The 7032-nt window shown below is 33.3% G+C and carries 7 protein-coding genes and 1 pseudogene; 7 read left to right on the plus strand and 1 reads right to left on the minus strand.

Going from position 1 to position 7032, the window contains the following annotated elements; all coding sequences use genetic code 11:
• Positions 1-703: 703 nt before the first annotated feature.
• The 7 genes from BLQ19_RS20425 to BLQ19_RS20455 all read left to right on the plus strand — a co-directional run bounded on the left by BLQ19_RS20425 (position 704) and on the right by BLQ19_RS20455 (position 6683).
• The gene (locus BLQ19_RS20425; RefSeq protein ID WP_074539598.1) at positions 704-1426 is read left to right on the plus strand and encodes a hypothetical protein; all 723 of its coding nucleotides are present in this window, start codon (positions 704-706) and stop codon (positions 1424-1426) included.
• A gap of 339 nt (positions 1427-1765) precedes the next feature.
• Positions 1766-2533 carry a YHYH protein gene (locus BLQ19_RS20430; protein ID WP_074539599.1) on the plus strand — a complete coding sequence of 256 codons (768 nt, stop codon included), beginning with the start codon at positions 1766-1768 and terminating at the stop codon, positions 2531-2533.
• A 65-nt stretch (positions 2534-2598) separates the two neighbouring features.
• Positions 2599-3237, plus strand: coding sequence for a toxin-antitoxin system YwqK family antitoxin (locus BLQ19_RS20435; protein ID WP_254788488.1), 639 nt, complete (start codon positions 2599-2601; stop codon positions 3235-3237).
• Complete coding sequence (locus BLQ19_RS20440) at positions 3227-3877, plus strand: SCO family protein (protein ID WP_074539600.1); 651 nt, start codon at positions 3227-3229, stop codon at positions 3875-3877. The genes BLQ19_RS20435 and BLQ19_RS20440 overlap by 11 nt, the downstream gene beginning before the upstream one ends.
• A 25-nt stretch (positions 3878-3902) precedes the next feature.
• Entirely contained in the window at positions 3903-4805 is a 903-nt protein-coding gene (locus BLQ19_RS20445) for a YHYH protein (protein ID WP_083332323.1), read from the plus strand.
• A 241-nt stretch (positions 4806-5046) separates the two neighbouring features.
• Positions 5047-5613 (plus strand): magnetosome magnetite crystal formation protein family, encoded by a 567-nt coding sequence (locus tag BLQ19_RS20450; RefSeq protein WP_074539601.1) that lies wholly within the window; start codon positions 5047-5049, stop codon positions 5611-5613.
• Positions 5614-5741: 128 nt separating this feature from the next.
• Entirely contained in the window at positions 5742-6683 is a 942-nt protein-coding gene (locus tag BLQ19_RS20455; protein ID WP_074539602.1) for an alpha/beta hydrolase, read from the plus strand.
• Positions 6684-6785: 102 nt separating this feature from the next.
• Here BLQ19_RS20455 and BLQ19_RS20460 read toward each other — a convergent pair.
• A pseudogene (locus tag BLQ19_RS20460) lies at positions 6786-7032 on the minus strand (group II intron reverse transcriptase/maturase); the annotation flags it as partial.

A 7032-nucleotide genomic window follows, 5' to 3' on the forward strand; every position in this document is an offset into this window, starting at 1 on the left:
CCATACGTGTGCCGAGAAAGCAATGAACGGCTGATATATTTCATTGCGAACTGTTTATAAGATGGTGGAACCGACCCACCGATGTTGTCCTGCAGGGGAGAGCATCAAACCACCATAAGGTGCTTTGGTAAAGAGCCAAGGTATTGAGCGTTATGGAAAAGGCTGCGTCAAGAGCGTGGTCAGGTATGGATAAAGGAGATGAATGCAAATGAACCTCTGATGAAGTGTCGAGAAAGTGCAACATCATGTCAAAAGTGTTTGAAGTATGACAAAAATTATAAGTTTAGCGGTTACCTGTTTACTGGCTAAGCGGCAGGCGTCATTTAGGAGGCATGACCTTTATTCGGGCTTATTTACGGAACTCGGGAACCTGTACTAAGATGCAAAGTGAAATGCACAATAGCGCAAACTAGAGGCAGAATAGCAATGCTTGGTATAGGGGCGGACTAATCCGTAGTAGTAATGAAAGTTTTGTAATGAAACTGGAGCGAAGGGATTAGCTAATTTAACGTACAATTTGCCAACTTGAAAGAGGATGAGCTATCTTTGAAAGTTAAGTTAGAAGAGCCGTATGATGGGAGACTATCACGTACGGTTCTGTGAGAGGCTCGGGGTGAAATTCCCCTTGTCTACTCGACACAAAAACCGTTATCTGCAAGCTGAAACAACATTCAGAATAACATTAAAATACCACTAAACAAATATGAGTAGAGTTATAAATTCTATACTAGATAATTACAAACTCGAAAAAAAGGAAGTTTTAGAAGTTTGTCAAATTGGAAAATTTGTCGAAGTAATTGATGCTGAAATTCAAATTGTCGACAAACCAAAACCACCAAGTCCTGATTTCATCATTAGTTACAATGGTCAAATAATTGGACTAGAACACACTCAAATTTATTCAGCGGATAGAAGTCGATATTTAAAAATAAAAACTTTACTAAATAATGCTGAGAAAAAATTTAGAGAAAAATACCAAGATGAAAATTTAATTGCATCAATTTCTGTAAAAAATGATGAGTTTGATTATAAACAAAAGGACAAACCAAAACTGACGGAAAACATTGCAGATTATGTTTACTGGACAAAAAATCGAATTGAATTTAAACTACCTAATTTTATAACTGAAATTACAACAACTAAACACGATCAAGTTTCATTTTGGTTTGACGAAAAGAATTGGAATAACGCGGAATATTTGACAAGAGAAAGATTGCACGCTGAAATTCTAAAAAAAGAACCTAAGATTCAGGAATATAGAAATAGTAAGCAGAATTTATCAGAGTATTGGTTAGTTCTTATGATTGGTTCTCTTTCTTCCGTTTCGTATAAACTTAATGAATCAGAAAACTATAAAATGGATTCAGCATTCAACCGAGTATATTTGATGACAGATTTTGACGCTAAAATCATACGAATAAAATAAAAGCCAGCAGATAACACGATATATAGCAAATAGGGCGATTAGTGTTTAACCGGAATGTTGTTGTCTATTTGCAAAGTCGCCAAATCTTTTGATTTGGTGTTAAAAGAGAAAAATTAAAACAAAATGCAAAAGATTTGGCTTGTGGCTAATCCGAAAATAATAGCTTGTTTTCTGCCCAACTTGCCATATATTTAACGTTAGCTTTAATACCCAAGCATCGTTAGATGAAATTTAAACTCAATACAGAAAACAGATGAGACTTTATTCTAATTAAAACTTTTACAAAACGCAAGTATTATAAATAAAACACATCTAAACAAACATAAATAAAACAATCTTATGAAAAATTTAATCTTACCACTTTTTACAATCTTATTGTTAATTACATCTTGTAATGATGATGATAATACGGATAACGCAACAGATGAAGGAATTGCCACCCCATTATCAGCATTTGATGAGTTTAATCAAGATGCAGTTACTATCTCATTTAACGGTAATGAAATTACAATAGAGTCAAATGGTCTTCCTAATCACACCTCACCATACTGGCCAGACGACAATCCATTACATATAGATAAAGTAGCAAATAACACTGATGTACTAACACCTGGACTCATAGGTGAACGTAGCTATACTTTAACCGTATCTACAGCACCAGAATTAGCTGCTACAGGAACAACTACAGGGTTGGGAGCTATTGGAATTTCAGTAACTGGTGTTCCCATTTTTAATGATCAGGAAGGTAATAATAGACCAATAGAAGAAGTAATTGTTGAAACTTTTGATTATGCAGGAGCACATAATGGACCTTCTGGATATCACTATCATATTGAATCTTTTGACGTACCTGAGAACACAACACTTTCGTTTGACGATGAAAAATTAGTAGGAATTCTGTCAGATGGTTTTTTACTTTACGGAAGAAGAGATTTTGATGGTTCTTATCCTACAGATTTAGATGCATCTGGAGGTCATTTTGGTGTAACACCTCATAGTGACGGAGTAGAAGTGTATCATTATCATATTATAAATGAATTTGCCTTTGGCAACGTTATACCTCTTTTCGCAGGTCAATTACAAGGTACACCAAACGCAATATTTTAATGAATATGCATTCCTTTAATAATAAAAATAGTCTGGCTGTTTATAAAAAGTTAGACTATTTGTTATTGACTAAAAGCGTAGTGATTTTTATTGTATTTGTAGCATCAAGTATTTTTACAATTAGCTGTAATCAAAAAAATAACGAAGAAAAAATATCATCTGAAAATTTAATTATTACCTCAATAACGATTCCAAATTTAAGTGTTGACAAAGCACTCATCACTTACGATAATAAAACTTCTACTTTTTTAATTAATGAAGAACCTTTTTCAGGATATATGATTTCTTTTTATGAAGATGGAACACCCAAAGAAAAAATTGGAATATTTAATGGGAAAAAACAAAACAAATCTTCCTATTGGTTTTCTAATGGCAAATTGAAACAAATAGCAACATACAATAAAGGAAAACTTCACGGAGAAAAAAAACTATGGTCTAATGACTCGATGTATACCTTAGTAGCGCATCTAAATTACAATTTTGGCAAGGTAGATGGGCAACAAAAACAATGGTATAAGACAGGAGAATTGTATAAGATATTAAACCTAAGTATGGGAAAAGAAGATGGAATTCAACAAGCATTTAGAAAAAATGGAGATTTATATGCTAATTATGAAGCAAAAAATGGAAGGATTTTTGGATTAAAAAAATCAGCTTTATGCTATGGCTTAGAAGATGAAAAAATAAAAAAATATGAAAAGTAACAGTATTATTTTACTTCTATTATGCTTCGTAGCTTGTAAACAGATAGAACCCAACAAAAGTAGAGTTGAAACACTGCCATATTATAACGAAGCTACATTTACACCTCATTGGATGTTGCAAAATGACGATGCTTTAAGTTCTTTTCATAAAATTTCACCATTCAGTCTTCTAAACCAAGATGGGCAAATCATCACAGAAAAAACATTTCAAGACAAAATATATATAGTAGATTTTTTCTTTGCATCCTGTCCAGGTATTTGTCCACGAATGACTGCTAATATGAACATTTTGCAAGAAGAATTTCTAAAAGACGATGATGTTCTATTGCTTTCCCACTCTGTAACACCTGAAAGAGATTCGGTTTCTGTATTAAAACGATATGCGGAAAGTAAAGGCGTTGTATCTAATAAATGGCATTTGGTTACAGGAACTCAACAAGAAATATACAAACTTGGTCGAAAGGACTATTTCGTTGAGGAAGATTTAGGAATAGAGAAAGATGTTGATGAATTTTTACATACTGAAAATTTTGTATTAATAGATAAAAATCGTCACATAAGGGGTATTTATAACGGGTTAAATAAAACAGCAATAAGTCAACTAATAGCAGACATAAAAACCTTAAAATTAGAAAAGTAGGCTTTTTTAATAATAAATAATAATTATGGAATTAAAAACAGTATTAATAGCAGCTATAAGTGTAATAGTATTAACTAATTGTGGCACATCAAGTAAAAGTAAAAACCAAGAAGAAAATGAAACGTCTGATAAAATTGAACAAACAAATACAGACGAGCGACCTGAAAGACCAGACAGACCCGAACGAGGTGATAGACCCGAACAAGGCGAAGGCAGAAGAAAATATGAAAAAGTAGAAACAGCTCAAGGTAAAAAAACACCTGTATCGGCATTCGACGAATTTAACCCTAATTCTGTAACTGTTTCATTTGATGGTGATGAAATCACAATAGAATCTAAAGGACACCCTAATCATACAACACCTTATTGGCAAGAAACTGATTCTTTGTATATCAAACCAGTAATTGCTGTTGCCCAAACACCAGGTCGTATTGGTAGTGAACGTGATCGTAGTTTTACACTTACCGTTTCTAATGCTCCAGGATTAGCAGTAAAAAGTACAAGTACAGGTTTGGGAGCTATTGGTATTTCCGTGACTGGTGTACCTATTTTTAATGATTCTGAAGGACCTGGGAGACCGTTAGAAGAAGAAATTGCTGAAACATTTGATTATGCAGGAGGACACGTTGGTCCATCAGGTTACCACTATCATACAGAAGCTAAGGATGTTCCTGAAAACACGATGCTTTCTCACAATGACAAAAAGCTAGTTGGAATTATGGCTGATGGATTTTTAATCTACGGGAGAAAAGATTTTGATGACTCATACCCTACTGATTTAGACGCTTCAGGAGGACACTTTGGTGTAACACCTCACAGTAATGGCGAAAAAATTTATCATTACCATATTATAAATGAATATTATGTTGGGAATTTAATAGTTCTTTTCGGAGGTGATTTTATGGGCTCACCAACAAACATACTTTAGATACTGAATTCAAAAAGTACTAAAGCTAACAAGGTATAAAAAACATAAGGCATTTATGTTAACTCCAAAGTTCTGTGTTTATTTAAAAAGTCCGCCAAATATGATAATTTTGTGTTTAAACGAAATTAAAAACAAAATTTCATATTTGGCTAATTATTAAACCCAAAATGTAGTGCTTATCTACTGCCCTACGTTTCTTATACTAAACGTTAGCTGTAATTTAAGATAACTCTGCGAACTAATGAAAAATAGCCTAAAGGGTCATAGAACACTTAAGAACTTAACACAAGAGGAATTATCAAAATCTTCTGGAATATCCATTAGAACTATTCAACGAATTGAGAAAGGATTGTCAACGGGAAGTTCTCATACTCTCAAAACCTTAGCGAGAACTTTATCCATAGAAAGAATAAATATTATACAAGATGAAAGTGACAATAAGCTATTAGTAAAAAACAACTTAAGTACATTGAAACTTATGAACTTTAGTATTCTGACAATGTTAGTAATTCCATTTGGTAATATCATCTTTCCAGCAATTGTATATTTTAAAAACAACAAAGGCGACGAAAAGGTAAAGACCATTGGAAAGAAAATTTTAAATTTTCAAATATTAAGTATGTTACTACTGCCTATTGTTTTAGTTCTTCTTTTCCTATTTATAGGAAAAGGATATGCAGGATTACCCTTAACATTTGTATTGTCATATCTAACCTATGCTTTAGCAAATATTATCATTACAATACATACATCAATCCAAATAAACGAAAAAAAAGAAGTGCTAGGCTTCGTTCCAAAAATTCTTTAAAACCAGCATTTGTCATACAAATGGCATTAAAATGACATATGCCATTTTCAACAATGACTATTTATTCCAATAATTTTGTCTCAGACCAATTACAAATTAATTGAAATTTGGAATAACACAAGCCATATATGAAAGTTACGAAAAAAATAATTCTGAGCATTTTATTTCTTATTGTTTACAATTCGTTTAATTATGCCCAACAGAACGATGACAAATTAGTTGTTGTAGACGGTAAAAAAATAACTTACAAAACTATCAATCTTGAAAACAGAAAAGATGGCTCGCCAATTCTTGTGTTCGAATCAGGATTAGGTGGCGGAACTTTTGACCCAATTCTTACATTTCTTCCAAGCAATATATCTAGCATTCAATATGCGAGAAATGGAATTGGACAATCCGAACTTGATTTGGAAATTACTTCTGATTCCCAAGTCGCGGAGCGACTACACAATTTACTGTTGACGCTAAATATTAAACCGCCTTATTTATTGGTCGGACACTCTATAGGAGGACCGTATATAAGATTATTTGCTTCAAAGTTTCCAGATGAAGTTTGTGGTCTGGTTTTTTCAGACCCAACTGATTTTATGTTGACTGCTGAAGAAGATGAAAAAGCAAGAATAAAATCTAAAAGTGGTACTGGTTATCGAGAAACGTCTTTGTTAATTCAAAAAATGATGTCCGAAAATAATGGTTTTAGTCAAGGCGCAAGAAATGACGCTACAAGAGCTTTGAAAGCTAATGAATTAGGTTATTTTCACGAATATCAAAGCTTACCTGAGTTAAATAATAATATTGCTACAACGGTTATCATTTCATATAACAAAAATATCGAACAACCCGATAAAGAGCTGAATGAAACCCTCAACTTGGGAATCAATTTTAAACCGTTTTGGCGAGAATACGACAATTTAAGAATACAACATTATTCTGACTTAATAAAGGACAATAACAACAGTATGCTGATTTTACTTCCAAAATACAGTCACGGAATTTATTATCAAAATCCGGAATTAGTGACGAAATTAATAATTGAAAACTATAATAGCTACAAAGTGAATAAAGAATAAAAAACTACAGCTAATCGAGTAGACGGCTCCGCCCCTAATTAGGAACGGAGTGCGCCTCTCACACCACCGTACATACGGGTCTCGTATACGGCGGTTCAATAATTATACATCTCGTTTGTAGTACTCTATTAAACTAACATACCCTCTCATTCTCAACCTTTTAATGGTAATTGTAGTCCCTAAAATAGGGCTTTGAGCTACTGCCCATCCTCCCATTCTTGTGCGACTCCAAGCATAGGCGGTGTTATGGTTTACACCTAAACGGATTAGGTTTTTCCGCTTCCGTTCTGGTTTCTTCCAATGGTGCCATATACAGTACCGCAATCGGTTTCTTAGCCATTCTTCCAGC

The sequence above is a fragment of the Cellulophaga baltica genome (assembly GCF_900102165.1).
Lineage (GTDB): Bacteria > Bacteroidota > Bacteroidia > Flavobacteriales > Flavobacteriaceae > Cellulophaga > Cellulophaga baltica.